At 58.2% G+C, this 22470-nt stretch carries 26 protein-coding genes and 1 tRNA gene; 4 read left to right on the top strand and 23 right to left on the bottom strand.

Features of this window, described 5'->3' with window-relative positions; all coding sequences use genetic code 11:
- Positions 1 to 45: 45 nt before the first annotated feature.
- On the top strand, positions 46 to 351 hold the full coding sequence (locus EPN59_RS09620; RefSeq protein ID WP_293040994.1) for a DUF2249 domain-containing protein: 306 nt from the start codon (positions 46 to 48) through the stop codon (positions 349 to 351).
- 414 nt (positions 352 to 765) lie between these two features.
- On the opposite strand, the gene EPN59_RS09615 is transcribed toward EPN59_RS09620, so the two are convergent.
- The 5 genes from EPN59_RS09615 to EPN59_RS09595 form a co-directional block, all read right to left on the bottom strand.
- The gene (locus EPN59_RS09615; protein WP_293045941.1) at positions 766 to 1968 is read right to left on the bottom strand and encodes a hypothetical protein; all 1203 of its coding nucleotides are present in this window, start codon (positions 1966 to 1968) and stop codon (positions 766 to 768) included.
- A gap of 668 nt (positions 1969 to 2636) precedes the next feature.
- Positions 2637 to 2837 (bottom strand): AlpA family phage regulatory protein, encoded by a 201-nt coding sequence (locus tag EPN59_RS09610; RefSeq protein ID WP_293040990.1) that lies wholly within the window; start codon positions 2835 to 2837, stop codon positions 2637 to 2639.
- Between the two features lie 113 nt (positions 2838 to 2950).
- Positions 2951 to 3787 (bottom strand): hypothetical protein, encoded by an 837-nt coding sequence (locus tag EPN59_RS09605; RefSeq protein WP_293040988.1) that lies wholly within the window; start codon positions 3785 to 3787, stop codon positions 2951 to 2953.
- A gap of 154 nt (positions 3788 to 3941) precedes the next feature.
- Positions 3942 to 4538: a hypothetical protein gene (locus EPN59_RS09600; RefSeq protein ID WP_293040987.1), complete on the bottom strand. Its 597-nt coding sequence runs from the start codon at positions 4536 to 4538 to the stop codon at positions 3942 to 3944.
- 720 nt (positions 4539 to 5258) lie between these two features.
- Positions 5259 to 5591, bottom strand: coding sequence for a hypothetical protein (locus tag EPN59_RS09595; RefSeq protein ID WP_293040985.1), 333 nt, complete (start codon positions 5589 to 5591; stop codon positions 5259 to 5261).
- A gap of 353 nt (positions 5592 to 5944) precedes the next feature.
- On the opposite strand from EPN59_RS09595, the gene EPN59_RS09590 reads away from it, so the two are divergent.
- Both EPN59_RS09590 and EPN59_RS09585 read left to right on the top strand, forming a co-directional pair.
- A complete protein-coding gene (locus EPN59_RS09590; protein WP_293040984.1) occupies positions 5945 to 6703 on the top strand; it encodes an HNH endonuclease in 759 nt (252 codons plus the stop codon).
- A 13-nt stretch (positions 6704 to 6716) separates the two neighbouring features.
- Positions 6717 to 7535, top strand: a complete 819-nt coding sequence (locus EPN59_RS09585) for a hypothetical protein (protein ID WP_293040982.1) — start codon at positions 6717 to 6719, stop codon at positions 7533 to 7535.
- Between the two features lie 228 nt (positions 7536 to 7763).
- Here EPN59_RS09585 and EPN59_RS09580 read toward each other — a convergent pair whose 3' ends face one another.
- The 9 genes from EPN59_RS09580 to EPN59_RS09540 all read right to left on the bottom strand — a co-directional run bounded on the left by EPN59_RS09580 (position 7764) and on the right by EPN59_RS09540 (position 14770).
- Positions 7764 to 8654 carry a DNA adenine methylase gene (locus tag EPN59_RS09580; RefSeq protein WP_293040980.1) on the bottom strand — a complete coding sequence of 297 codons (891 nt, stop codon included), beginning with the start codon at positions 8652 to 8654 and terminating at the stop codon, positions 7764 to 7766.
- A 17-nt stretch (positions 8655 to 8671) separates the two neighbouring features.
- On the bottom strand, positions 8672 to 10168 hold the full coding sequence (locus EPN59_RS09575) for a hypothetical protein (protein WP_293040978.1): 1497 nt from the start codon (positions 10166 to 10168) through the stop codon (positions 8672 to 8674).
- A 318-nt stretch (positions 10169 to 10486) separates the two neighbouring features.
- Positions 10487 to 11062, bottom strand: coding sequence for a recombinase family protein (locus tag EPN59_RS09570; protein ID WP_293040976.1), 576 nt, complete (start codon positions 11060 to 11062; stop codon positions 10487 to 10489).
- Positions 11063 to 11188: 126 nt separating this feature from the next.
- Positions 11189 to 11731, bottom strand: coding sequence for a hypothetical protein (locus EPN59_RS09565; RefSeq protein WP_293040974.1), 543 nt, complete (start codon positions 11729 to 11731; stop codon positions 11189 to 11191).
- A complete protein-coding gene (locus tag EPN59_RS09560) occupies positions 11728 to 12150 on the bottom strand; it encodes a hypothetical protein (protein WP_293040972.1) in 423 nt (140 codons plus the stop codon). The genes EPN59_RS09565 and EPN59_RS09560 overlap by 4 nt, the downstream gene beginning before the upstream one ends.
- Positions 12151 to 12152: 2 nt before the next feature.
- Positions 12153 to 12488 (bottom strand): hypothetical protein, encoded by a 336-nt coding sequence (locus EPN59_RS09555; RefSeq protein ID WP_293040970.1) that lies wholly within the window; start codon positions 12486 to 12488, stop codon positions 12153 to 12155.
- A gap of 187 nt (positions 12489 to 12675) precedes the next feature.
- Positions 12676 to 13467, bottom strand: coding sequence for a hypothetical protein (locus tag EPN59_RS09550; protein ID WP_293045938.1), 792 nt, complete (start codon positions 13465 to 13467; stop codon positions 12676 to 12678).
- A 100-nt stretch (positions 13468 to 13567) separates the two neighbouring features.
- Positions 13568 to 13891: a hypothetical protein gene (locus EPN59_RS09545; protein ID WP_293040966.1), complete on the bottom strand. Its 324-nt coding sequence runs from the start codon at positions 13889 to 13891 to the stop codon at positions 13568 to 13570.
- Positions 13892 to 13909: 18 nt separating this feature from the next.
- Positions 13910 to 14770, bottom strand: a complete 861-nt coding sequence (locus tag EPN59_RS09540) for a hypothetical protein (protein WP_293040964.1) — start codon at positions 14768 to 14770, stop codon at positions 13910 to 13912.
- 111 nt (positions 14771 to 14881) lie between these two features.
- Here EPN59_RS09540 and EPN59_RS09535 point away from each other — a divergent pair, with 111 nt between their 5' ends.
- Positions 14882 to 15118 (top strand): helix-turn-helix transcriptional regulator, encoded by a 237-nt coding sequence (locus EPN59_RS09535; RefSeq protein WP_293040962.1) that lies wholly within the window; start codon positions 14882 to 14884, stop codon positions 15116 to 15118.
- 11 nt (positions 15119 to 15129) lie between these two features.
- Here EPN59_RS09535 and EPN59_RS09530 read toward each other — a convergent pair whose 3' ends face one another.
- The 9 genes from EPN59_RS09530 to EPN59_RS09490 form a co-directional block, all read right to left on the bottom strand.
- Positions 15130 to 15696, bottom strand: coding sequence for a hypothetical protein (locus EPN59_RS09530; protein WP_293040960.1), 567 nt, complete (start codon positions 15694 to 15696; stop codon positions 15130 to 15132).
- Between the two features lie 204 nt (positions 15697 to 15900).
- Positions 15901 to 17127 carry an integrase arm-type DNA-binding domain-containing protein gene (locus tag EPN59_RS09525; RefSeq protein ID WP_293041021.1) on the bottom strand — a complete coding sequence of 409 codons (1227 nt, stop codon included), beginning with the start codon at positions 17125 to 17127 and terminating at the stop codon, positions 15901 to 15903.
- Positions 17128 to 17288: 161 nt separating this feature from the next.
- Positions 17289 to 17364: transfer RNA gene (locus EPN59_RS09520), tRNA-Thr, on the bottom strand.
- Positions 17365 to 17382: 18 nt separating this feature from the next.
- Positions 17383 to 17868, bottom strand: coding sequence for a ClpXP protease specificity-enhancing factor (locus EPN59_RS09515; RefSeq protein WP_293040958.1), 486 nt, complete (start codon positions 17866 to 17868; stop codon positions 17383 to 17385).
- Positions 17869 to 17951: 83 nt separating this feature from the next.
- Positions 17952 to 18563, bottom strand: coding sequence for a glutathione S-transferase N-terminal domain-containing protein (locus EPN59_RS09510; protein ID WP_027797364.1), 612 nt, complete (start codon positions 18561 to 18563; stop codon positions 17952 to 17954).
- A gap of 107 nt (positions 18564 to 18670) precedes the next feature.
- The gene (locus EPN59_RS09505; RefSeq protein WP_293041018.1) at positions 18671 to 19402 is read right to left on the bottom strand and encodes a cytochrome c1; all 732 of its coding nucleotides are present in this window, start codon (positions 19400 to 19402) and stop codon (positions 18671 to 18673) included.
- Between the two features lie 63 nt (positions 19403 to 19465).
- Positions 19466 to 20851, bottom strand: a complete 1386-nt coding sequence (locus tag EPN59_RS09500; protein WP_293040952.1) for a cytochrome bc complex cytochrome b subunit — start codon at positions 20849 to 20851, stop codon at positions 19466 to 19468.
- Positions 20851 to 21471, bottom strand: coding sequence for a ubiquinol-cytochrome c reductase iron-sulfur subunit (gene petA, locus EPN59_RS09495; protein WP_293040951.1), 621 nt, complete (start codon positions 21469 to 21471; stop codon positions 20851 to 20853). The genes EPN59_RS09500 and petA overlap by 1 nt, the downstream gene beginning before the upstream one ends.
- A gap of 250 nt (positions 21472 to 21721) precedes the next feature.
- Entirely contained in the window at positions 21722 to 22468 is a 747-nt protein-coding gene (locus tag EPN59_RS09490; RefSeq protein WP_293040949.1) for a Nif3-like dinuclear metal center hexameric protein, read from the bottom strand.
- Positions 22469 to 22470: the final 2 nt, after the last annotated feature.

Here is a 22470-nt window from a genome sequence, read left to right as displayed (position 1 = left end):
GCCGGTGTGCACGATCCCCCTAATCTGGCTTTAAAGGAAGTTCACATGACCGAAACTGGCACTCACGTTTATCAGTTCGACGCACGCGGTCTCTCGAAGCGCCTGCGCCACGCATCCATTTTCGCTGCCCTCGAATCGCTCGATCACGGCGAAACGATGCGCTTCGTCAACGACCACGATCCGCTGCCGCTGCTGCAACAGATCCAGCAGCGCTATGGCAATCAGGTGCAGGTCAATTACGTCCAGCGCGCCGCAGAAGGCGTTGTCATCGACATGCTGATCTCCATCCCCGGAGCCGAAACGGCAGCCCCGGCGCGTACGAGCTGCTGCGGCGGCGGTTGCGGCGGCTAAGCCGGCAGGAACGCAGCCAGGCAGCGCGCGATTTCGCGGGGCGGTAGTCGAACTGCCGCTCATGTAACGCGCCGTGAGACTTGCTTGCAGAACAAAAAAGGGTCCCCGAGGGGACCCTTTTTTGCGTGTACGCGCTTTGAATTTGGTGCGGCTGCAGCAATCGAACCCTGAACCAAACCCGTCACTTGGCGCGGCTTTCGGCAATTTCGATCCCAAAAATACCAACAAATATACCAACAAAATTCGTGCATTCCCCTGTCCAGCAACGGAATCCCGAGTTCCTGCAAGCATCGCGACAGAACTCCAACGCTGGGCATAGACGGCGAAATTCGGCCGTGGACCCCGTACCGGCAGGCCGAGATCAAGGGGACATGACGCAATCATCACATTCGCTCGCGTCATGTCCATCGTCGTTCAGTCAGCGTACTCATCTTGCCAGCCATCGAATGCGCCCTGCTTTGGCACCGGGTCCGACCAGTCATCTACAACGTCGGCGGATTCGCCGCTGGCACCCTGCGCCTCATCGGCACCGGAGTGAGCCCCCGCGCGCAGCAGTTCAGCGGTCAGTTCCTCCAAGCGCTCGTAGGCCGCAGGGGCAGTCGTCTTCGAGTAGACGACGGTCCGGAGGTGCTCGTGCGGCTCGAACTCACCCGGATACTCGAACACACTAGCCAGCCCCGGGCGCACCCCTGCTTGCTGCACCCTCCACGGAATACGCAGGTCGATGCCGGTTTCGTCAAAGACCCGCTTGCGAATCGCAGAAAAGCGCTTGCTTCTCGCGTTCGCATCTGGATACACATTCAGCACCGGATAATCGCCAGGGTCCTTCCCTGAAAGATGCAGAAGGAGACAGGTTTTATCATCCTGTGACAACGATAAATTTCTGACAGACGTTTTCTGCATTCGCTTGACCCTCCACGACCGACCTAATTGAATTTTCACCCTCATTAAACCGAACACCTTCTTATAGGCATCAGGGTTATTACGCCAATTCTCCGGCTTGTCGAGGTCATTTTCTGCCAGCCACGCTTTGTGCGGCGTGACCTCTATTCGCACAGTACGCCCTGACCGTTCGGCCACCTCGGATTCTAGTTCCGGCTCATCAATCTCCCTCGAAAATGCCTTCGCCACACCGGGCTGTTTCACATAAAGGGCAATCCCGAATTCTCGATCCCGAATATACAGCGTGAAAACATCCTCGGGCCATTCCGCACCATCCGGCTTTACGTAAGCAGCCTTCATTCCTGGCCGCGAGTGCGGGCCATGATTAAGAACTGCCTCAACGTGCTGTCTAATATCGTTCAGCAACTCAAGCGCGGCATCCCTACTTTCGCACTCTTCCAAATAGGTCAGCGTGAATGGGCCAATAAAAACGTTTCCCCACTCAATATACGACAAGCCTTTGACAGTGCAGCCACGGCTAGCAAGAAAGTTCCGGAGAAGCGCAAAGCATATTTTTGCAGCCCAATACACGCCATTAACTAGCTCCCGGTTATGCCCGACCACACAAGCGGGGATATTGGCGCTGAGCCAGTATCCGCCAATACGGCCATGCCGGATACCACCTACGCCAACTGCCTTGATTTTAAATCCGGCGCCAGTGATCGGACTTTTCATCTCAAACTCATAGAACTCTCCACGGACACCATTAGATCCTTCAGGCTCCCATGGAAAGCGGCACGCCTCGTACTCGTCGTCGGGCATATCCGGTGCGAGGCCAACAAATATTTGCATTGAATCACACATGCAAGTTTCCTTGGTTATAAGGTGACTGCACGCTGATTATCCGCGGCAAGTAGCTACCCCTACGACTACTGGTCCACACACTGGAACTGTCCAGCGCTATGTAGCCGATACTTATGTACCCTCACACTGAAGCTTGATACTGCTTGGCTAGCTGTACGTGAGGGTTGGCTACTGGTGAGCTGTAGGCTGATTAGTGTAATAGTTACTATTGCTGCATTTTTCGGTTCCGCTCGACCGCTGAAAGCCGCTCAAAGAGCTACCTCTGAGCCTTTTTTGCAGGGCGCCTACGCGACCAACGGCTGGATGCGAAGGTCTGGCGCGTGGCGCAGCGTCACGAGCTTCCCGCACATACCCGCGACGAAAACTTCGCGGCCTTGACGCGCGTTTTTCGGCATGGTGCTGACCGAAAAATACACGGCTTTCACGCACACTGTTCAGTCCGACCAGAACTGAAAAATGCACCATTTCTGCGTGCATTTTTCAGCCCTGCCAACCCGACGCCGCGGATAGTCAGCACGATCATTTCAATAGGAACGATATTAATGTGCCTCACCTCGCTCTTTACGACGAAGCTCGATCCACTCAATGACCTCACCATAAACCCAGAAACTTGAACGGCCGTTTTTAATCGGGGACGGGAATAGTCCTTTTTTGACAAGAGCGTACATATAAGCCGGACTCATACCGGTCAAGGATTTCACTTCCGATTTTTTGATCAGGGCAAACCAGTTTCTGCTCATACTGCGGCATCTCCTTGCTTCTTCAGTTGGCTGTGCGGATTGCACAAGACGCAGCTTATTCTTCGGAGACACGCATGTAACCTGTATCAGGCACGCTGACACACCAAAACCCCCTACCGCCTCAGCTTGCTTTCTGGCCTGAATTGCTCGAACACGTCAACGAGCGCAGAAGGCAACTCATCCGCCAGACCGAAAGAAATTTCGGGCCAATCGAATTCAATGGAATCCACTCCCTCCAGGATAGCAACTCCGGTATTAAGCTTGCCTCGCCCGAAAACAAGGGCCGATTTGGCGCCATCCAGAATTTCACTAACAGTGACATTCCCCATAAAATCGATTGAAATCCTACTCCCCAATCCCCTGAGCATTTCTCGGTCCACACGCAAATCGGCATCCTTAAATTTCCGCAGCAACCAAGACGCCCACAAATGGGCTACGCCATCGAAATCCCCGAAATACTCCCTGACCAAAGTCAACCCGATTTTTGTCATTTCGGCCACGGCTTTTTGAGCCCCAGCCTTTCCATCACCATATCGCCTCACAAATTTATTCTGAAAAGAGCAACAGACAAGCAGAATTAACCCCGAAACAACTCCTTTCCTGAATAAGAGATCGATATCTGCGCGTCGCAAGAAATTTTCGTAATCCTCGAAGAATTCAACGATTTTATCCGGCGATCCGATCAAGGCAGGCCCGGCTTCTTTAGCCGATAGGTCCGGGGTATTTTGTTCAATCGCAATCATTTCGCCCCCGGATTTGACCCATTTATATTTCTGTTCTGCTGGGTCAATTGACTGGCCCGCGTCTTTCAGGATATGCATAACGCGAACGTGCTGAATCGCGGAACGGTACAGGCGTCTCAAATCGTCATCTTCTGGCCGGGGAAATAGCATCCACCCTGCAATAGCCAGTCTTCTTGAAACGTCGTGCTCCGGGAGTTTGATCAGCATGTTGCACGCGAGAAGTCGGTTGTCGTCTGCGTGCATAGAGTAACCGCATCGCCGTGCGTGACTCAACCCCATAACAAATCGAAAGGTCGTCCTTGGCTGCCGCCGTTATATGTTCACGCTTCGTGGATGACTTGTGTTCGCCGATCTAAATGCCTCAGCCCGCGACCGGTAGAGTTACGACGAACGTCGCTCCACTCGGTTCGATTTTGGTCAGCGTAACGGTGTACCGTTTGCCAGCCAGATCGAAGGGTAGTTGGCCGCCCACGTCAAGCAGATGCGGTGCCCCGTTGAAGGTCGCCTCAATATAGCTTCTATCGACGGAAGTTACACCGATCGTGACCAAGTTCGGAACAATCCAGTGCGCCTCGCCAACAGGCACCTCGATTTCCGTATTTTTTTGGAGCATCGAACTCACAGTAACTTTGAGGCTGTCGCGGTCACGCGTCACTTCATCGAGCCTCGTTTTCATATCTGTGTTCGCCTTCATCAGAGCCGGGAGCTGCCTATCTAAGGCGGTTAGTCTTGCTCGCTCGTCAGACGTTAGCTTTGCGGCCTCGGCGTAGCTCGAAAGGGACGAAATAGCATCCTTAAGGTGTAGTTCCTGCGCCGCCTTATAGCCTTGCAGCTCGTCAGACTGCGTTTTTTGACAAAACTGCCAAGTTGCAGCAACGCTGGCTGCACTTACCGCCCCGGCCACCGTCACTAAGAGCGTAATAAGTTTGAAGGGTGTGATGTCTTCTAGGACTTTCATTTTTCTCGTTCTGTCTCAATCCGACTATGGACGCCGGCAGGTTGCTTTAGTGCCGCAGATCATGACAGCGCATGCATAAACTGTCCAATACCACTCGTCCAACCGTAACCGTTCGGATGGGTGGATTGCTGACGTTCGATAGTTGTTGTTGGATTTGGGTTGCCGAGTGGAGCTGCCGTCTGAGGGTCCTAGCGCCCCTTTGCATGAAAGACCCCTCAACGGCCGACGGCCGCCTACCGATTCGATTAACGCTCGGCCAGCATCATTGCGATACGGTCTCGAAGTGGTATTGCAACAGCAACCGCCGTTATTCAACAGTTTTCGATACAGTGCGACACGCAGTTTCGGGTGTGGCGTATCGGTAAAGCCAAATGCAACGGCAGTGGTCGAGCGTTGCTCGAATCAGTCGGCGGCAGTCGGGCCAGGTCCGGCCATTCTCAACCGAGCAAAGACGGACATCCGAACGACCGTTCCCCCTTTGGTCATCGGCCGATCGCTGTGGCCCCGAGAGCGATTTCGGCTTCACCACCAGCGCGGAACTGCGATTTATGACCTTGCTGCAGATCTGTCTGACCGCACTGCATAAAATGCAATGCCGCTAACTCGAGTTAGCGGCATTGAGGCGTTTGCAAACAAACCCGGGCGAAGCCGGGCTGGTGATGCCTCACGTCTCTGTCGTTGGTGGCCGCTCCCATGGCTGCCGCCACTGGAAGCAGGGGATCACTCGGTCGGCTCGTCAATGAGGACCGTCTTCGTGCCCGGTTCCTGCACCAGCAGGACATAAGTCTCCGGCAACGCCTCCAGCCAATACCCTTCCTGTGCGCTGCATGGATACATCGCTCCGACGTGCCCCGTCGTCTGGCCATTGAAGCGCAATTCGCCCTGCAGAACCACTTTCAGGTTGTCACCGCTGTGGTTGTGCCGTGGCGCCCTCGCACCGGGCTCGTAGCGAATTACCTTCGCTTCAAATCCGTTGAACGCAAACGTTTCTGACGCGCTCACGCCATCATAGAGCGGCGTATATGTCAGGTCTTTGTAGTTCTTTATCTCCATTTTGTTCTCCTAGTTCGCATGGAAGCCTTAGGGACATGGTGGCTCCGCCCTTGGAGCCGTCGCGAAGCATAGGCGACGGGTATTTGCATGCGCTTTCTACTTTGTGCGGTACACCACACAAGGACGCAGTTAGGTTCGCGCATGGCCGTTCAATACGGTTCGGCCGGCGGTAACGGCGGCCCCTGCACGCGCGTTAGGACGGGGGTGGGGGTTGTTCAAGGGTGTGGAAGAGTTTTCGCGCGCCACGCTGCGGGTGATGCTGTTATTCCCATCAGATCTCATTCACCCTTACCCTTATGCTGTCCATTCCGAAGCCCATCCTCCAGCGGACCAGCGCTGCTACCCATCACGACATGGCGAAATACGACGCCCTTGAAGCGCATCTGCGCAGCCTGACCGGCGATACCGTCCGGCTCACCTTTGAAGAGATCAACACTATGCTTCCGAAGGGGCTGCCCCCCTCCGCTTACGAGCACCCGCCGTTCTGGAGCAACACGGACTCGCACGTCCACGCCGTGGCGTGGCAACGCGCAGGATGGCGGACGGTCGGCCACAACCTCGAGCAACAGTACGTGGACTTTCGCCGATTCGCGTCCGTACCACCTGACGGACCTCAAGCGGACGCCGAGCCTGCAGACGAAGCTGCCGCGTTAGCGGCCAGTGACGACGCGGCGGCGGACGGCACCGCCGACGACAGCAAGGACGGTGAGAACCGGCAACTCGTCGCCATCAAGACCCGCCGTGGCCAGCCCGAATTCCGCGACCGTCTTCTCAGCGCCTACGACAGCACCTGCGCCGTCAGCGGCTCAACGGTCGAACCGCTGCTCGAGGCGGCTCACATTGTCCCGCATGCACTCGAAACGAACTACACGACCTCCAACGGGCTCGCGCTGCGCGCCGATATTCACACGCTGTTCGATCTGCACCTGATAGCCGTCGATGCGGGCGGGCGAGTGGCCGTTTCGCGGTCACTGGAACGGACGGAGTACGCGCAGTACCGCGGCCGCCGCCTCGTTGCGCTTCCTGCCGATCCGGACGATCAGCCGTCCCCGGATCGGTTGAAGCGCCACCACGACCTGTTCCTTGCGCGCGAAGACGCGCTGGATGCCTGACGATCCGCCGCCTATGGAAACTGAGACCCTCTTTCTGCTCGACCGCAACGCTGTCTCGCTCATCAAGGACGCCGTCGCCGGCAGAGAGCCACCAAACGCCAAGAAGCAGGCCGACCTTGTAACGTTGCGGGCGCTCGATGTCCCGCAGCACAGCATCAGCGCACTGCTGTCCATCATGGAAGGGGCGCGCGGTAACGCAGATAGCATCGGGGAAAAGGTTGACTGCCTTATTGAGGAAACAGATGCGATCGCAGAGTTCTTTTTGCGGGCACGCACAGATTCGGTCTATCTCCGGGTGCTCAGTAACTTGGTGGCCCAGATCTTTACCGGCTCGCGAGAAAGCCAGTGGGATGAACGGGCGGAATTCCTCGTAAAGGCAGCGCCGCTCGTTGTTCAGAAGATCGCCGCGCGCAAGCGTCGTGGCGTCGAAAACGAACTCGTTTCGCTCGCGCTAGAAACCAGCCTGGCCGCCAACGACGCGATCGTGATGCTCTTCCTTGCCTGCCTTTACGGGAACGACGCTGCGCGCAAGGTGATCAAGCCCACGGAGCCGAACGCCTACAACGTTCTCTCGGATGTCCACGCAATATCCCGCGTTGGCATGGTCAAGGCAGCAGCTCGACAGATTTCAAGACCCATCAAGGTCCGGTTCCACACACTTGACGAAGGTTTGCGGGACGTGCTGAAACACGTGGACATCGTGCGTCCGCGATTCACGAGCGCCGGCGGGCTGGCGATGCAGATGCGGTACGGCCTCCGGCTTTTTCCCGAGCTTGCCGCTACGGAGTCGATTGCACTGCTGCAGCGGCTTGAAGATGCTGCCGTGAAGTAGTGATATTCGTCGACGAACACTAGGTCAAAGCCATCACGCTCGCGCAAGGCTCTACCACCAGAGTAACCCGCCCGATGTTGGGCTTTTTGCGCCCAGTGGTTGCCGAGTCGTCTTGCAGTCGGCGGCACCGTGTGCGGGTGTCCGCAAGACGATTCGGGGCCCGCAGGCGGTGGGCGACATGCGGGAAGCGTGCATTTTGTTGCACTCTCATGCAACCGTGCGCCGTTCTTATGCCGCCTCGTAGGCTTCCCATGGTTGATGGTAGCGTGATGACCGATGGCTCATGTCGGGGGGAACAAGTCCCTCCGAAAAATATACGAGTTCGGTGCCACGGCGTGCGTTCCCGTGCGCGCTGTAATGAAAATTCATTTCGCCTTCGGTGTGGCCGCCATAGCATTCGCGGATAAGTGGATGCGCGTCATACGAGACCATCCAGGGACGGCGCAGCTTGGTCGCCACCCATTTAGCCAGCGAGCGATGATCTTCTTCGCCATAGTGGTTCAGGTACAGGCCCGGGCCCTTTTCCACATAGGGTGGGTCGAGATAGATCAACGACTTGCGCGGCAGGTCCGGTTGCAGGGCTTTCAAGAATTCAACGGCCTCTTGGTTATAGACGTGTATCCGCGAACGAAACCGCCCTATTGCTTCGATTCGCTCGATCAACCGGTCACGGTTGTAGCGGGCATCCAGTTTCCATCGTCCCGTCTGGTTTTTCCCGCCAATGACACCCGCATCAAGTATTCCTGATCTGTTGGTTCGATTAAGAAAAAAAGTTGCAAAAGCAAGGTCGAGCAAATTCGATTTTGCACGGTTCACCCAGACAGCACGTTGCTCGTGCCACGTGTCGATCGAGCAGGGCGTGTCGCCGATTCGTGTGCACAACGCGTCTGTGCGTCTCGTTGCGCTATACCAGAACGCGTAAACGGCCCGATCAAGGTCGTTTATATGGATCGTACTGACCGTGTAGTTCATGAGTAATTCGAGCGCCAAGCCAGCTCCACCGCAGAACGGCTCGACGTAGTGAGCATCGTACAGGTGGTTTTGCTCGATCAATCGTTCGAGGTAGGGGCGCAAGCGTGCCTTGCCGCCTGGGTACCGAAGAGGGGTGCAATTGGCCATTGATGCTTATGTATTACTTAGGCGACCGCCGTTGCTTTCTGCGCGCGAGCGACTTCAGCAGCATGGATTCTTTTCCACAAAAGTTCCATTCCGCCGCCTAGATTATTCCATGTTGCGCGAAGGTGGTCAGCGCTGAGATCAGTCAGCTTGCTGTGCGCAGTCGACGACAATTCCTCATAGGTCTGCCGGAATTGGTTGAAGTTCTCGGCGATGTCTCGCTTATCGCCTGGATCTGTCGGATGCGAATTTCCTAGGAGGTGCTTTGCGGCTGCGTCAATGTTCGCGCTGCGGTTCGTTGGCTTCTGGTTAATCACAGTCGATACGTAAATCTCTGCCGTCAGCTCTTGGAGGCAGCGCATGAGCAGGGCACATCCGTAAGGTGCATATTGCACCGGCACTGTTTGTTTCAGCTCAGAAACGATTTCCCTGCATTTGGGATTGGTCACCGTTGTGAGCTCATGTTTTGCCAGGAGGAATTTCGACACGCGTTTCTTCCGTACGGGCGGAAGGGTTGCTCCCGAGCCTCCCGCGCTTGCCGTTCCCGCAGAGCTTCCCATTCCGCCGGAACTTCCGGTGCCAGCCGCGGGAGGCGCAGGCGGTATGAACGTTGTGTGCGAACCACCTGAGCCGGCACTCGGCTGTGAGGGCGGCGGCTTTGCAGGATTTCCAGCCGCGGGTGCCGCCGTTTGAGCAAAATGGTCATTTACACCTTTCTCAACCTCATCGATGTAAGGCCCCATGGACTTCGCTTCTGCGAATTCCCCCCGAGAATGCACGCGGCCAGTAGTCACATCATTGGCGACCCGCGCGAGAGCCTTTAGCGCTCGAGGGGCACCAGCACCGGCATCGAAGGTATTCTTCCCTATCGAGCATCCGAACCGTCGCTGGAACTCTTCGGAGGTCACCACACGATCGAAGCTCGTGATATTAAATTCACTACGGTCGAGTTCGCTCAAAACCGCCAAGCTGAGTTCTTTGGCAGCGCGGAGGCGATCGAGACACTGCCAAAGTCCGGTATTGTCGAAACGGGCAATTTGCAAGGCCGACCAAGCGCTGCGGCCTGCCCCTGCGTTCTCCCCAGTGTGTCGCAACCGAATGAAATGGTCCGCCGCATCACGGTTGTCGAAGACAACGACGTCGACCTCGGTAGGCCAACGATTTGCGTAGTCAGTTTGTAGTCGTTTGAAGCGATTTTTTAATGTAGGTGTAATCCCCACGTCGTCACGCTCAATAAGTCCCGGCTGGGAGAGCAAGCGTAGCGCGGCCAGGCGGCGATTACCATCGAGCACTGTGAAGCGATTTTTTGACTCTGATGGGACCACGTACAGCCGATCGCCTGGATCGAGCATCTCTGTCTCGCAGATGTCCTTGGCGAGCTCGTAGACTTTCTCACCATCCCGCTCCACTGCGAGCAGTCCGCGCAGAGCGTCAGTCTGATTATCTTCCGGCTTAGCTCGCGGATTGGTGACGTCTAGATCGAGCTGCGTGACACTTAGCGTTCGTTTTGTGGCCATCTGTCGATTCCCCGTATCTTCTTCGTGCCGCCGAGATTAGTGGCTGATGTTGGTCGCCATATTGTAAGCGTTGATGCTCGACGGACCGGCGGGAGGTGGCGACGAGGATCACTTCGGGCCCGAGGGCGCCCATAAAAGGCGGAGTCGAAGGACTGCAACTGGTCGGCGATGAGCCTGATTAGAGGGCGCCGCGGTGACGTAGCGCCCTTTTTTCCTGATACGTTGAAAATTCGGATGGCAGGTCAATATCCGGCAGCAGTCTTGCGGCTCGCGGCGGAGTCAGCGTCCCCTTCGGGCCCGAACGGAGACAAACACGTCTCAATCGCCAACGCCAGCGCAATACCTGTGGACCGTAACGCGATCAATGCCAAAGTCCCGCGCGAGCGCGCTGCGGTTCTCGCCCGCCTCAAAACGCTGTCTTAGCTCAGCCTGCTGCCCTGCCGTGAGTTTGGGTCTACGGCCCCGATACTTTCCTCCCTCCGCGCGGGCGCGGGCAATCCCCTCGCGCTGGCGCGCCTTGCGTATGCCGTTCTCGAACTCGGCAAACGCCGCGAACATCGTCAGTGCCAGCTTGCCCGCTGGCGTACCAGTGTCGAATTGCTGCTGGATCAGGATGAGTCGCACCCCACGCTCGTGCAACGCATTAATGGTCGAGAGTACGTCAACGGTGCTACGGCCCAGCCGGTCGAGTGCATACACAACGAGGGTGTCGCCCTCGCGAAGATATTGCGCACACGCGGCCCAGCCCTCCCGGCTGTCGGCGGCGGTCGTCCCACTCGTCGCAGCATCGATAAATTCCCTCCCGGTTTTCAGGCCCGCGGCGGCTATGGCCTGCCTCTGATTTTCCACGGTTTGCCCGGCCGTCGATACGCGCAGATACGAAATGATGCTCATGGCACTCCCTCTGTCATTGCGGGCCGAGCGGTGCATCAAACCGCTCAAGCATCCACTGCGCGGCGCGTCCGAGCGCCATGTCTTCACTTTCAGTCATTTCTACGTGTTCCCGTGTACGTGGGCGAATCAGGGGAGCGATTCGTCCGATGATGTTGAAGCGATCGCCTTCGCAAACTCGTCCTCGAACCATCGCTGGAAGGGTGCGAAGACCTCGTACCACCACAGCCGGTACAGGTCGTGGTACACAACGACGTGCTCTGGCAACAGGCCATCATCGACGTAGCCGCCTGCGACCTTGCGCGGATCGGATTCGAAGACTCGCAATTCGCAGAAGCGGCCCGCACGGAACGTCGATACGCGAATGCAGGTCGCCGAGACAAAAAACGCTACGGGTGGCCGGTCAACGCGCAAAACCATGTCAATTCGCGTTTGGCGTAGCGCGACGGTTGCCCCGGGTATCATCGCGTGCCGGTTGGCCCATGCCAGAAACGCCCGTCGCCGCAGGCTGTGCTGCTGGTGCTCGCTGCGCATGGCGGACGCCTTGCCCCCGGCGCGCTCGTGCAGGCCGCGTGTCGGCTCCCTCTCGCGGGCAGGCCGCTTGCTGCGGAGCCTTCGCTTCATCAACCGCGTGAAAAACCACGCCTGTTGCGAATGGGTCACGAGCCTCATGTGCAGCGCCCTCCGGGCTGACGCTGGCCGGTACTGCCAGTACCACGGGCGATGTAATCAGCCGTATGGCGACGGCAGGCCACGGCAAGCGCGTAGGCGTATGCAAGTGCCTCACCGAGTTCAACCTGTAACCGGCCAACGGCTACGATGTGTTCGGCGCGTAGTTCGCCGTCCGCGATCCGTTGCGCCGTGAGCGCATTCAGCAACCCGATGGATGACACGCCGTCGTGAATGATCTGGAGCACGAGTTCAGCCGACTCGGCCAAGCTCACCAGCAGGTCCGCATCCGCTTCGGCATAGTCGGGCACACCAGTCTCCGTCGTAGGCAACTGAGGCAGAAGCGCCAGCATGTCGCGCAGCGGGCGGCGCAGCCGGTTCGTTAAGGCCATTTCGGGCGCGGCAGGGTGAATGCTGCTCATAATCAGTATTCCTCGGGTAGGAGGAGCGTCGTGACGGATCGATCAGCCTCCGTGATGATCCACACGCGCTCATTGGCAATCGAATAGCTCGACAGGATGCGCCCGCCGTGCGCGACGGCCTGCCGGTTTGCCTCCGCGTCTTCGGGCGGAATCGCCCCCCAATCCCCCCAGGCATGCATCCGAAGGTAAGACACGGCGTCGATGCCGTGGCGTTCGAGATGAAGGGCGACGCCGCGTGTCGCAACGACTCGCCCCAACGGGAAGAACGGCCAGGACGGCGGCGGCGGCACGTCAGTGCGATCATCTGGCGTGCTCGATGCTGAGTTGTTGCTGGACATAAAAAGGTCTCCATTGATGGGAAAACACCCGCCGCCACGAATTCATGAGCCGTAAACGCACGAAGCCGGAGCATGACGCTCCGGCTTCGGCTTGGTGCTACGGTAACGGGAATGATTTGGGCGATCAGGCCCGGTTGTTTAATTGCGTGATTGCACGCCCATATTCAGGTTGTCGTGTTGCACGCGATCAGTTCAGCTTCGATGCGATCCAGGCGTCGGAATCGGCCAGGGCCTTGGCCTCGATGCCGAGGTATCCATGCGGCGATTCCGGGCCGCACTCTTCACCGCCGTCTTCGGTTGAAGACTCGGTTATGAGCGTCAGGCCGTTCTTGCTCACGAGGCGCTGCGCGCCCGAATACCGGGCTGCGGGGCACCCGTCATTCTCGTTGGACATCAGCATGGTCCTGTCACGGTACGCTTGCGGAACGTCCAGATCAGCGATGCCGATGTACTTCCGGGCAATCGATACCGGCGAAGTCAGCACGTACAGGTCTGCCAATTCCGGCGCGCCCATGAGGATATTGCCCTCGGTGGCGGTGCCGTTACTCGTCCCATAAAGCACGACCTTCACGCCGGGGAAGCGCTTGCGAATTTCGGCAGACACGACCTTCTGGTCGGCAAGGATATCGGGAGTTCGGCGCGTATATGCACTCAGGCCATCGCGCCAATGATCGGACGGCACATCGACCTGCACCACTGCGTAGCCGTGGTCGATCCAGTAGCTCGCCGTGCGGATCACGAAGTTGTCGCGGGACTTGCTCGGACCGTCGGCCTCCAGGTGCAGGCGGCCCTCTCCCCCCGAATACAGCACCATGACGGCCTTCGGCGGCGTCTGCCGCGGTGTCGTGATGAAGATGCCTTGCGTCACACCGGGTCGCGTGTCGAGTTTGACGAGTTCGCCCTGGCCAAGCGGTTCAGCCAGGGAGACGAGCGGGATAGCGATGAGCAAGGTCCCCAATGCATATCCAATACGTTTCATTGTTCTTGTCTCTGTTGGTGTAGGCAGGTCGTCAGCCATCCACGTGGAAACACCCGCCGTATCAGGGCTTCCATCACGCGTTATGGCTGGATTCGTTGGTTCAGTTTTGGCTGAAAGTGTAGGTATAGTCCCCGCTGTCAGCCTTGACCTCGACTTCCATCACGTTACACATGCCTGTCAGGATAATGGCCCTTTGCCCGAATTTCAGGGGTTCTTTCACTCCAACGTAGGGCGTAATTTCACAATTACCTCGATTGACGATGACCTCATTAATCGTTTCCCTGTCACTCGTTACCGTGATATTGATACTTGGCGGCCGTGGATTCGTCACCACAGAAAAATGAGGCTTATCGTCTGAGCACCCAGACAGAAGGATTATGCCGATACCTACGATTGCGGCGGTAACGAATTTGAATTGATTCATGGTAATTTGAATTTCCAGTTACTCTTTCCGGATTGCCAGGAATCGGCTGCCCGCCAGCATCAGTTTTCGGCCATTCACCTTGTAGGTGAGCTGGGTTAAATGGCTCGGGAAGTTCGGCGAATCTTCCTGCCCGACTTCAAGGCTTTTAACGACGATCTGGTCGTCACTGAACGCAAGCGAGTCCAGTTGATTGGGTGGCTGGTTCGTCTGGCTGCTGCTGCCGTCGGCGAAAAATACCCAGAGCCAGTTGCGCGGAGCCTGCCCACCCGCACAGCCGTTCGACCCCGCCGATATGACGGTCACCGGCCCCACGCCAGCGAGATTCCCCGAATACGCCGTCGTGGCGACCCCATCGCCGGTATCGCCATCGCATTCCCTGGTCGCTGCCTGCACGACCTGCTTTTTATAGTGGGCGATCTGCGATTGGCCGACCGCATGGGAATCGAGTTGAGCTGCGTCGTTGGTGTATTTCTGTATGCGGCCGACGCGCGCGGCAAAGTACGCGGTGGTGTCATCGTTGCTGGCACTCATGCCGTAACGCCGCAGAACCGCATTGATGCGGTTTGCCGCTGCGACCTCCATAAAGCGCGGGTCGCGCGGGAAATGCTCGGCGCTTGCCACCTCGGAATCGATGACCACCCCGCCGATATCGAGCGCGACGCAAAACTCGACGCTGCGCTCAAGCGCTTTCTGACCGGGACGCAAATGCCCGTAGCACTGGGTGACGGCCGTATAGACCCCGGTTATGCCGCCCTGCCGGTACGTCTTGAATGCTTTCTGCCCGGCAGCCATGAGATTGATGTCCTGATCGGAAAAATTTTGCGCACTGGCAAGCGATGCCGACGCGGCCAGGACTGCCGCAAGAAAAACTCCTCTCATTGATGCCCCCGCAAGGTTTGTTAACACTTTGAGTTTGGTTATTCGCGAATATAGCCCAAACCAAACTCAAAGTGTGTGGATTAAGGGTCACAGCCCCGGGACACTCCGGGCATGACTCACCCAACGCAAAAGTGTGATGTCCAGCAGCTGTTCGGAAGTAATGTGCGACGCATCCGCCACGCGAAGGGACTGACACAGGAAAAACTGGCCGAAGCGGCCGACCTGCATCCGAACTACATCAGTTCGGTGGAGCGTGGTGAGCGCAATATCTCAATCGGTAATATCGAGCGCATCGCCAAGGCGCTTGGCGTCACGATGGCGGAGCTTGTCGCGGAGGGTGCCCGGTAATGGCCCGGTGCTTACTTGCTGGTTTTCGCTTTCTGCTGCATCGCGTGGATGCCGATGAAATAGGCCGTTGGCGGTAGAGCGGCCCGAACGTGGTCCTGTGGCCTGATCCAGTACGCCGGGTCGATTATGTAGTGCACGTTCACGTTCGGATCATGAGACGCGCGTCCACGGTGGTAGATCACGTGGCGACCCATTTCGAGTTCTGGCAAGTAGTCAGTGAGAAGAATCGCCAGCGGTGGCAATTCGCTGAAGGAAGTAAACTCCTTGTAAACCGTGGCGACGTACTGGTAGTGCGCCAGCAGGCTGCAGATCAAATCCTCGGTAATCCAGCGCGGCGGATGTGCCGGGAACCTGAACGCCTCTATGGCCGCCGTTCTCACCTCGTCGAGTGTCTTGCCGACGATCATGGCGATGCAAGCGAAGGCGCAGTCTGCCTCGCCCTCCTGCTGCACCCGCGTAAATGCGGGTGTAAAACTCTCCGGGGTGCTGGTCACGGTGGCGGGAATGCCTGACATATACGCTCCTGAAAATGCAAAAGAGAAGCGCGCAGCAACGCCTGCCTTGGCGGCATCGGACATTTTGGGTAGATCAGAAGGGAAAATTCGAGGAGAAATCCGACCAAATTCCGGCGGATTTGCTCAGGCATGCGCTGCGGCGCGAGCGGCGAGCCGAAAACCGGTCAAACGACGGTTTTTCGGTCGTATTGACATGCTACCAGGGTCAAATCAAGGCATCAACGGCCAAATAACTTTGACAGACAAGCGAAAAGACGCCGATTTCCGCTAATTTTCACTCCGTTTCTGCCGAAATTCACTCAGCACGACATTCTCCCCGCGCGAAACGGCGTCCAGATAATCCGACCATACCTGCATCATCTGCTTACGCTCGGAAAGATATTGGGCACGGTTATACGCCGCGCGGACTTTGTTCCGTTCCGCGTGGGCGAGTTGCCGCTCGATCCAATCAGGATGGAACCCCATTTCGTTCAGGATCGTCGACGCTGTCGCGCGAAAACCGTGCCCTGTGGCTCGGGAGTGATAACCCATCCGGTACAGTGCATAGAGCAAGGTGTTCTCGCTGATGCACTTGTCGCGACGTCCATTGCCAGACGGAAACACGAGTTCCGAATCGCCATTGATGCACTCCAACTGACGAAGCAGGGCAACCGACTGCCTCGACAGCGGAACAATGTGCTCATCGCGCATCTTCATGCGTTCGGCAGGGATGCGCCATTCGCCCAATTCGAGGTTGAATTCAGCCCACCTAGCTGCACGCAACTCGCCAGTCCGGACAAACGTGTGGGCCAGTAACTGAAGCCCGATGCGGGTCTGAAAGTCGCCATCGTACCCATCCACGTGAGACATGAACGCAGGAAGTTCGGCGTGTGACAACGCAGCATGGTGCTTTCGCTCAGGCGTCTTCAAAGCGCCCCGCAACTCGGCCGCCGGATTGGCGGTGATCCGCCCCGTCGCGACCGCGTATCGAAAGACCGCGTTGCAGCGCTGCAATACGCGCCCAGCGATTTCTAGTGCTCCACGACTCTCGATGACTCGCAATGCCGCCAGCAGGTCGGGGGCGCTGATCGCGGCAATCGGGCGGTCGCCAAGCTTCGGGAAAATATCTGCCTCAAGCGAATTCATGATCTTTTTCGCATGAGACTCCGTCCAACTCGATTGCTTCGTCCTATGCCAGTCGCGGGCAATGAGTTCGAATGTGGTTGCCTGCTCGTCGTATTTGCGACGTGAAGTCTGCTTTCGCTCGACAACTGGATCAATTCCCTGCTTGATGAGCTTTTTCGCCTCGTCTCGCATCTGCCGCGCCTCGGCCAGAGAGACCTGAGGATAGACGCCGAGGGCGAAAATCTTCTGCTTGCCGAACAGGCGATAGGCTAGCCGCCAGTATTTGCCGCCGTTCGGCGTGACGTGTAAATACATACCGCCGCCATCAGACCGTTTGTATGGTGCGGCTGCAGGCTTGAGATTCCGAACTGCCGTATCTGTAAGGGGCATATTCCTGATACCAACATTTTGAACGTCGATACCAACCAATATACCATCATCGATACCAGCAATCAGTGCACGACCACGGACACCGAAAAACAAAAAACCCCGCAAAATCAACGATCTCACGGGGTTTTCTGGTCACCACCATACAACGGCGGATAAATATGTGGTGCCGGCTGCAGGACTCGAACCCGCCACCTGATGATTACAAATCAACTGCTCTACCAGATGAGCTAAGCCGGCGTAGCCCGCGATTTTACTTCATTTCACGACCTTGAGGTGCCCCTTGCCGCCCTTCGCGCCCTCGTCTGCGCCCTTCTCCGGAGCGGACACAGCCGGTTCGCTGACAGGTTCATCATGCGCCGCTGGCGCATCGGCAGACGCTTCGTACTCGTCCTGCGCCGAAGGCAGCACTTCATCGGCGTCGCCCGGCGCCATTTCGACCGGAAACGCCATACCCTGCCCGTTTTCACGCGCGTAGATCGCGAGCACGTTCGCCACCGGCACCTCGATCTTGTGCGACTTGCCCGAAAAGCGCGCGTTAAACTCGATCAGCTCGTTGCCCATCTGCAGCTGGCTCGTGGCCTCGAAGCTGATGTTCAGGACGATCTCGCCGTCGCGCACGAACTGGCGCGGCACGCGCGTCTGGTTGTCGACCCGCACCGCGATATGCGGCGTAAAACCGTTGTCGGTGCACCACTCGTACAACGCGCGAAGCAGGTACGGCTTCGTGGAAATCTCTTGCATCAACGATCCTTGTCGGGAACCGCATGCGGCGTCCAATCCGCCGCACACCGCATGCCGCCCCTGGTTGCCTTGCCCGCAGGCGTTTAGCGACGCATCACCTTTTCCGAGGGCGTCAGCGCCTCGATGTAGGCCGGACGGCTGAAAATGCGCTCGGCGTACTTCATCAGCGGCGCAGCATTCTTCGACAGTTCGATGCCGTAGTGATCCAGGCGCCACAGGAGCGGTGCGATTGCGACGTCGAGCATCGAGAACTCTTCGCCCAGCATGTACTTGTTCTTCAGGAAGATCGGCGCAAGCTGCGTGAGGCGGTCGCGGATCGCGAGGCGCGCCTTCTCGTGATTCTTCTCGGCGGCCTTGCCCTTCTCGTTTTCGAGCGTGCTCACGTGCACGAACAACTCTTTCTCGAAATTGAGCAGGAACAGCCGCGCACGCGCACGCTGCACCGGGTCGGCCGGCATCAGTTGCGGATGCGGAAAGCGCTCGTCGATGTATTCGTTGATGATGTTCGATTCGTACAGGATCAGGTCACGCTCGACCAGAATCGGCACCTGGCCATACGGATTCATCACGGCGATGTCTTCCGGCTTGTTAAACAGGTCGACGTCGCGGATTTCGAAGTCCATGCCCTTTTCGAACAACACCAGCCGGCAGCGCTGGGAGAACGGGCAGGTAGTGCCAGAGTACAGAACCATCATGATTTACTTTTCCTCAATAAACCCAAAAGGCCAGCGTGCGAACGAATCGTCAGACGGCTTCCAGACGGTTCGCTCGCGGCGCCGGCCCCACGTCGGTACGGACGTGCCTATTTGATATCTTTCCAGTATGCAGCGTTCAGTCGCCACGCAAAAAAGCTCAGGACGCCGAGAAACAGCAAGACCCACACGCCAAGCTGCCTGCGGGTTTTCTGCGTCGGTTCTGACATCCAGCCGAGATATGCCACCAGATCGGCCACGGCAGCATCATAATCCACCCGCGATAGCTGCCCCGGCACAACCTGTTGGTACCCCGCAAAACGATGGACCTTTTCCCCGGTTCGTTCGTCCACCGTATCCTCGAACTTCGCCGTGCGGATTCCCTGCAATTGCCACAGCACGTGCGGCATGCTCACGTTGTCGAATACCAGGTTGTTCCAGCCGGTCGGGCGCGTGTCGTCGCGGTAAAAGCTGCGCAGGTACGTGTACAACCAGTCGCGGCTGCGCGAGCGCGCAATCACGGAAAGGTCCGGCGGCGTCACGCCGAACCACGTTTTCGCGTCGTCCGGCCGCATGGCGACCGACATCGTGTTGCCGACCTTGTCGGTCGTGAATAGCAGATTGTCCTCGATCTGCTTCTGCGTAATGCCGAGATCCTGCAACCGGCTGTAGCGCATCAGATTCGCACTGTGGCAGCTGAGGCAGTAGTTTACAAACAATCGCGCGCCATGTTGCAGTGAAGCAAGATTTTCGCCGTTATCGGGAGCACGGTCGAGCGGAATGTTTTCCTGGGCGTGCGCCGGCGCAACCGCCAGCGCGCAGCCGAGCGCCAGCGCGGCCATGCCGAATCCGCGCGTGAGCGCCGCCAAGAGGGATTTCGTCGTCATGATTTCCTCGCTCCCGGGTTAATGGGACTTGAACCGCACGCGCTCGGGCGGCTGCTTGAACGTGCCAAGCCGCGTCCAGAACGGCATGCCAAGGAAAAACGCGAAGTAGATCAGCGCGCAGATCTGGGCGATCAGCGTCGCAGCCGGCGACGGCGGCCGCGTGCCGAGGAACCCGAGCGTCAGGAACACCACCACGAAAATCGCGTAGAAGACCTTGTGGAAGAACGGCCGATAGCGAATCGACTTCACCGGGCTCTGGTCGAGCCACGGCAGGAAGAACAGTGAAATCACGGCCGAACCCATCACCACGACGCCCCAGAACTTCGACTCCGTGAAGTACATCGCAAGGATCACGAGGATGGCCAGCACCGGCAAGCCCAGTTTCCACTTGCCGCGTGCACGCACGAGTGCGAGCACGCCGAGCAGCGCGATCACGACCATCAGCACGATCTTGAACGGGTCGGTCGTGGCGCGCAGCATCGCGTAGAACGCCGTGAAGTACCAGACCGGCGCAATTTCAGGCGGCGTCTGCAGCGGATTCGCGGGGATGAAGTTGTTCGCTTCGAGGAAGTAGCCGCCCATCTCCGGCATGAAGAACACGATCGCCGCAAAAACCATCAGGAAGATGCAGACGCCCAGGAAATCGTGCACCGAATAGTAGGGATGAAAAGGAATGCCATCGAGCGGAATGCCGTCGGCGTCCTTTTTCTCCTTAATTTCGATACCGTCCGGGTTGTTCGACCCCACTTCGTGCAGCGCGATGACGTGCGCGATCACGAGCGCGAGCAGCACGAGCGGGATGGCGATCACGTGGAAGGCGAAGAAGCGGTTCAGCGTAACGTCGGAGACCACGTAGTCGCCGCGGATCCACAGCGACAGGTCAGGCCCGATGAACGGAATCGCCGAGAACAGGTTCACGATCACCTGCGCGCCCCAGAACGACATCTGTCCCCAGGGAAGCAGGTAGCCGAAGAACGCTTCGGCCATCAGGCACAGGAAGATCGCGCAGCCGAAGATCCACACGAGTTCGCGCGGCTTGCGATACGAGCCGTACAGCAGCCCGCGGAACATGTGCAGATAGACGACGATGAAGAACATCGACGCGCCCGTCGAGTGCATGTAGCGGATCAGCCAGCCCCACGGCACTTCGCGCATGATGTACTCGACCGAGGCGAACGCGAGCGTCGCATCGGGCTTGTAGTTCATCGTGAGAAAGATGCCCGTGACGATCTGGTTCACCAGCACCAGCAGCGCGAGCGAGCCGAAGAAGTACCAGAAGTTGAAATTCTTCGGCGCGTAGTATTCGGACAGATGCTCGCGCCAGAGCGCGGTGAGCGGAAAGCGCCTGTCGATCCAGCCAAGCAGGCCCGTCGTTTCTACCTTGTTCGCGGTTCCCGTCGCCATCACGCTTCTCCTTGTTCGTCGCGGCCGATCGAAATCTGCGTCGGGGACGTGAACATGAACCTGGGGATGTCGAGATTCTGCGGCGCGGGCTTGTTCCTGAACACGCGCCCGGCGAGATCGTAGGTCGAGCCGTGACACGGGCACAGGAAGCCGCCCGGCCAGTCGTCGGGCAGGTTGGGTTGCGGGCCCTCCTGAAACCGCGGCGTCGGCGTGCAGCCCAGATGCGTGCACACGGCCACCGCGACGAGAATGTTCTTGTGCTCGGCACGCGACCGATATTCGTTGCGGCAGTAATCCGGCAGCGGCATCGAGAACGGGTGCGTGGAATTGGGATCGGCCAGTTGGGGAACGGCCTTCAGGACATCGGCCATCATGCGGTCGGTGCGGTTCAGGATCCAGACCGGTTTGCCCCGCCAGGCCACCGTCATCATGCTGCCCGGTTCGAGATTGCTGATATCGGCTTCAACCGGCGCACCGGCGGCGCGAGCCCTTTCGGACGGCGCAAACGAAACCACAAACGGTACGGCTGCCGCTACGCCTCCGACGCCGCCTGTTACGGACGTCGCAATCAGCCAGGTACGGCGGCTGCCATCGACGCGGTCATTTTCGTTGTCTCGCATCACATCGCCCCACTTCTGAGTTGGATTCTTCCGCCACGGCCCGCCTACCCGCGCTGCAGCCGAACGCTAGTTTGCTCGAATGGAGTTGGCATTTACAAGGGGCCGCTTCGAAAAAGCGATTCAAGCCATTGATATGCATGGCTTTTCCCGTGCAAAAAAAGGCGTCTCCGTTTTTATGTTGTAAGTGTCTTTTGAATAAATCGCGGGTTATCGAACCCGGGTCAGGCAACCGTCGATGTGCCTGAGCCGCTCAAACCGGATTGTGGATATCGATAAACAGGTGCTCGACATTGAACACTTCCGAAAGGTGCGTGCCAAGCGCCTGCACGCCGAAGCGCTCGGTCGCGTGGTGACCCGCCGCAAGAAACGCCACGCCGCTTTCGGCCGCCGTATGGGTGGTCGGCTCGGAAATCTCACCGGTCAGGAAGACGTCGGCGCCCGCGTCGATCGCTGCGTCGAACAGGCTTTGCGCCGCGCCCGTGCACCAGGCCACGCGGCGCAGTTGCCAGTCCGGATCGCCGAGCACGAGCGGCGCGCGGCCAAGCGTATGCTCGACCTGCGCTGAGAAGTGCGCAAGCGTGATGGGCATCGGCAGGGTGGCCATCCAGCCGAGATCCTGGTCGCCGAAGCGCTGCTCGCCGATCCAGCCGAGCTTCGCGCCGAGCTGCGCGTTGTTGCCGAATTCAGGATGGCAGTCGAGCGGAAGGTGGTAGGCGAACAGATTGAGGTCGTTGGCGAGCAGCGTTCTCAGGCGCCGGTACTTGCGGCCCGTAATTTGCGGCGTATCGTTTTTCCAGAAGTAGCCGTGGTGGACCAGCACGGCGTCGGCGCCCCATTCGAGCGCGGCTTCGAGAAACGCGAGCGACGCGCTCACGCCCGTCGCAATCTTCTCCACGCGGCGTCGCCCTTCAACCTGCAGGCCGTTGGGACAATAGTCCTTGAAGCGCGCGGCTTCGAGAAGATTGTTCAGATACAATTCTAGTTCGATCCGATCCATAT

The organism is Paraburkholderia sp. (genome assembly GCF_004298475.1).
Classification (GTDB): domain Bacteria; phylum Pseudomonadota; class Gammaproteobacteria; order Burkholderiales; family Burkholderiaceae; genus Paraburkholderia; species Paraburkholderia denitrificans.
The sequence above is the reverse complement of the archived record's forward strand: the minus strand, read 5'-3'. Positions and strand labels throughout refer to the sequence as shown.

Coding starts and splice junctions, on each gene's coding strand:
- EPN59_RS09590 (WP_293040984.1), top strand. CDS start 5,945: ATGGCGAAATACGACGCCCTTGAAGCGCATCTGCGCAGCCTGACCGGC.
- EPN59_RS09525 (WP_293041021.1), bottom strand. CDS start 17,127: ATGCCCCTTACAGATACGGCAGTTCGGAATCTCAAGCCTGCAGCCGCA.
- EPN59_RS09540 (WP_293040964.1), bottom strand. CDS start 14,770: ATGAGAGGAGTTTTTCTTGCGGCAGTCCTGGCCGCGTCGGCATCGCTT.
- EPN59_RS09550 (WP_293045938.1), bottom strand. CDS start 13,467: ATGAAACGTATTGGATATGCATTGGGGACCTTGCTCATCGCTATCCCG.
- EPN59_RS09570 (WP_293040976.1), bottom strand. CDS start 11,062: ATGAGCATCATTTCGTATCTGCGCGTATCGACGGCCGGGCAAACCGTG.
- EPN59_RS09510 (WP_027797364.1), bottom strand. CDS start 18,563: ATGATGGTTCTGTACTCTGGCACTACCTGCCCGTTCTCCCAGCGCTGC.
- EPN59_RS09545 (WP_293040966.1), bottom strand. CDS start 13,891: ATGAATCAATTCAAATTCGTTACCGCCGCAATCGTAGGTATCGGCATA.
- EPN59_RS09595 (WP_293040985.1), bottom strand. CDS start 5,591: ATGGAGATAAAGAACTACAAAGACCTGACATATACGCCGCTCTATGAT.
- EPN59_RS09585 (WP_293040982.1), top strand. CDS start 6,717: ATGGAAACTGAGACCCTCTTTCTGCTCGACCGCAACGCTGTCTCGCTC.
- EPN59_RS09580 (WP_293040980.1), bottom strand. CDS start 8,654: ATGGCCAATTGCACCCCTCTTCGGTACCCAGGCGGCAAGGCACGCTTG.
- EPN59_RS09605 (WP_293040988.1), bottom strand. CDS start 3,787: ATGCTGATCAAACTCCCGGAGCACGACGTTTCAAGAAGACTGGCTATT.
- EPN59_RS09535 (WP_293040962.1), top strand. CDS start 14,882: ATGACTCACCCAACGCAAAAGTGTGATGTCCAGCAGCTGTTCGGAAGT.
- EPN59_RS09565 (WP_293040974.1), bottom strand. CDS start 11,731: ATGAGGCTCGTGACCCATTCGCAACAGGCGTGGTTTTTCACGCGGTTG.
- EPN59_RS09500 (WP_293040952.1), bottom strand. CDS start 20,851: ATGGCGACGGGAACCGCGAACAAGGTAGAAACGACGGGCCTGCTTGGC.
- EPN59_RS09560 (WP_293040972.1), bottom strand. CDS start 12,150: ATGAGCAGCATTCACCCTGCCGCGCCCGAAATGGCCTTAACGAACCGG.
- EPN59_RS09610 (WP_293040990.1), bottom strand. CDS start 2,837: ATGAGCAGAAACTGGTTTGCCCTGATCAAAAAATCGGAAGTGAAATCC.
- EPN59_RS09530 (WP_293040960.1), bottom strand. CDS start 15,696: ATGTCCGATGCCGCCAAGGCAGGCGTTGCTGCGCGCTTCTCTTTTGCA.
- EPN59_RS09620 (WP_293040994.1), top strand. CDS start 46: ATGACCGAAACTGGCACTCACGTTTATCAGTTCGACGCACGCGGTCTC.
- EPN59_RS09615 (WP_293045941.1), bottom strand. CDS start 1,968: ATGAAAAGTCCGATCACTGGCGCCGGATTTAAAATCAAGGCAGTTGGC.
- petA (WP_293040951.1), bottom strand. CDS start 21,471: ATGCGAGACAACGAAAATGACCGCGTCGATGGCAGCCGCCGTACCTGG.
- EPN59_RS09490 (WP_293040949.1), bottom strand. CDS start 22,468: ATGGATCGGATCGAACTAGAATTGTATCTGAACAATCTTCTCGAAGCC.
- EPN59_RS09555 (WP_293040970.1), bottom strand. CDS start 12,488: ATGTCCAGCAACAACTCAGCATCGAGCACGCCAGATGATCGCACTGAC.
- EPN59_RS09575 (WP_293040978.1), bottom strand. CDS start 10,168: ATGGCCACAAAACGAACGCTAAGTGTCACGCAGCTCGATCTAGACGTC.
- EPN59_RS09515 (WP_293040958.1), bottom strand. CDS start 17,868: ATGCAAGAGATTTCCACGAAGCCGTACCTGCTTCGCGCGTTGTACGAG.
- EPN59_RS09505 (WP_293041018.1), bottom strand. CDS start 19,402: ATGGCCGCGCTGGCGCTCGGCTGCGCGCTGGCGGTTGCGCCGGCGCAC.
- EPN59_RS09600 (WP_293040987.1), bottom strand. CDS start 4,538: ATGAAAGTCCTAGAAGACATCACACCCTTCAAACTTATTACGCTCTTA.